Origin of the sequence: Faecalicatena contorta (genome assembly GCF_021531995.1) — a bacterium.
Lineage (GTDB): Bacteria > Bacillota > Clostridia > Lachnospirales > Lachnospiraceae > Dorea_A > Dorea_A contorta_A.
This window is the reverse complement of record NZ_JAFBIZ010000297.1, coordinates 1-604: the sequence shown is the minus strand read 5'-3', so window position 1 is coordinate 604 and position 604 is coordinate 1. Positions and strand designations below refer to the sequence as shown.

General features: G+C 43.7%; 1 pseudogene. It reads right to left on the bottom strand.

Going from position 1 to position 604, the window contains the following annotated elements:
* Nucleotides 1–481 (bottom strand): annotated as a pseudogene (locus JQM82_RS16670) (IS3 family transposase); the annotation flags it as partial.
* Nucleotides 482–604: the final 123 nt, after the last annotated feature.

The following is a 604-nucleotide window of genomic DNA, read 5'->3' as shown; positions in this document are numbered from 1 at the left end:
AATCAAAGCGGTCAAAGATAGCTGAAACATATAATTTTCCATCTTTAGCCTTGATTTCGGTAATGTCAGTTACACATTTTTCAAGTGGCTTATCGGATTTGAAATCTCGCTTCAGAAGATCATCTGATTTACGCGCTTCCCGATCAGCTCTGGTAATACCATTTGGCTTACGCTTTGGCCGATGGCTAAGGCCTATTTCATCCATAACCCTGTAGACGGTTCGCTCACTAGGAATCTTGAGTCCTTCTGGTTTCTTAAGGAGAAGTGCCTGATACATGCGAATACGCCCATAGGTATCATTGCATTCATCCTCAGAATTAATCGCTCTCATAGCATCAGCGAGATCCTGATATTTCCAGGGACGATCTTTAATAGCAAGATATTTGTAAAAACCCTGGCGGCTGACACCGAGCATCCGGCAATAGAATGAGAGTTTCCCCTTAATCACGCCGTCTTCCGTTTTTATGGCAATGAACTTCATTCTTTGGTTCTTGCTGACTTCCGACGGCTGGCTGCGAAAAAAGCACTTGCTTCCTCGAGAAATTCATTTTCCTCTTTCAGACGCCGGATTTCTTTATCTTGATCCTTAACGCGTTTGCGGAGC